We start from the raw sequence: 1,474 nt of genomic DNA, 5'->3' as shown, positions 1-1,474 counted from the left end.
GCACCGAGCCGTCGGCCGACCGGCCGGCCGCCGTCGAGCCGCGTCCGCCGCTCCGGGTGCGTCCGCCCGCCGCCGTTCCCCCGTGGCTACTGCCGCCGTGGCTGCTGCCGCCCTGATTACTGGAGCCGTGTTCAAAGTCGGCCTCGGCGAAGTCGGCCTCGGCGAAGTCGGCGCCCGGGTTCGCGGCCGCGGTTCCGCCGCCGGTCATCGTGGGGCCGGCGCCGGTCATGTCGCCGGACATGTCGCCGGTGGGCGTGTCGGCGGCGTCGCCGGTCATGTCGCCGGTGGGCGTATCCGAAGCGTCGTCCATCTCGCCGGTGGGGGCGTCGTCGCCTTCGTCGCCGAGGGAGGAGGTGCCGGCGAGGGAGTCGTCGTCGGCGAAGTTTCCGACCGGGCCGTCGGCGTTCGCGCCGGCCGCGTCTCCGCCGATCAGGGTGCCGCTGGGCATGTCGGCGCCGCTGGGCGTGTCCGGTTGCTCGCCGATCAGCGTCCCGCTGGGCGTGTCCGGCTCGCCGCCGCCGATGAGGGTGCCGCTGGGGGAGTCCGCCGCGGGGGGGAAGGCCGGCGGGGCGTCCGGATCGGGCGGCGAGTCGCTGATGAGCGTCGCGCCCTCGTCCGAGAGGTTCGCTCCCTCGTCCAGATCGTCGTCGAAATCGTCCAGCACGCTGCCGCCCTCGGCGCTGATCGCTTCTTCGTCAGCGTCCGGGTCGTCCGCATCCCGATCAGCGTCGTCCTGGAAGTCGGCGGCGCCGTCGAGGATGCCGGCGGGTTCGTCGACGAAGCGGGCGGAGATCGTGGCGGAGACGGACTCCTCCAGATCCTCCGGGGCGACCGGCTCGGCGTCGGTCCCGCGGGCGGCGAGGCCGGCGGGGTCCATCTTCGCCGGATCCAGCAGCGACCCCAGAATGCCCTTCGTCCCGGCTCCGCGGCCGGCCCCCGGGGCCACCCCGGGGATCGTCGGCCGCGGCGCGATCGGTCCGCCGATCGGTCCGGTCGTTCCCTCGGCGCCGGCGCGGCCGGGGACGGGCGTGGGGGCGTCGGCGGAGTCGGAGTCGGAGTCGGAGTCGGAGTCGGGAGCCATTGTGGAGGACGGTGACGGGGGAAGGCGAGCGAACGGCGACGGGCGAAGGCGTCCCGATCCGCGATGGAACCGTCCGTGGAGGAAACCGTCCGTGGAGGAAACCGTCCGTGGAGGAAACAGGCTCAACGGGCGGCGACGAGGCGGCGCGCCCGCCGAGCGGACCGGTTGAGTGTCCGCGGCGACGAACCCTCCACCAGTTCCCCGTCGGCCCGAGTCGCCGAACCGACCGGCGCCGGAACGCCTCCGACCGTCATGACCGATCCCCCGGTCCGCGGTTGGCCGGTCATCCCGCGGCCGGTCATCTCGCGGCCGGTCATCTCGCGGACTGCCGCGTCCCGCCGCCGGCGCCACTTCGCCGCGGTGCGCGACGGCCGGGACAGGCCCGCGGCGAAG

General features: G+C 75.1%; 2 protein-coding genes. Both read right to left on the bottom strand.

What is annotated here, in order from left to right:
• Nucleotides 1-1,081 (bottom strand): hypothetical protein (locus tag LzC2_RS21415; RefSeq protein ID WP_171190054.1); only part of this gene is annotated, 1,081 nt, incomplete at its 3' end.
• A gap of 122 nt (nt 1,082-1,203) precedes the next feature.
• The coding region (locus LzC2_RS21925; RefSeq protein ID WP_206678866.1) for a hypothetical protein at nt 1,204-1,474 on the bottom strand (271 nt) is incomplete at its 5' end.

This window comes from Alienimonas chondri, assembly GCF_013036045.1.
In the GTDB taxonomy this organism is placed as follows: domain Bacteria; phylum Planctomycetota; class Planctomycetia; order Planctomycetales; family Planctomycetaceae; genus Alienimonas; species Alienimonas chondri.
This window is presented reverse-complemented; position numbering and strand designations above follow the sequence as displayed.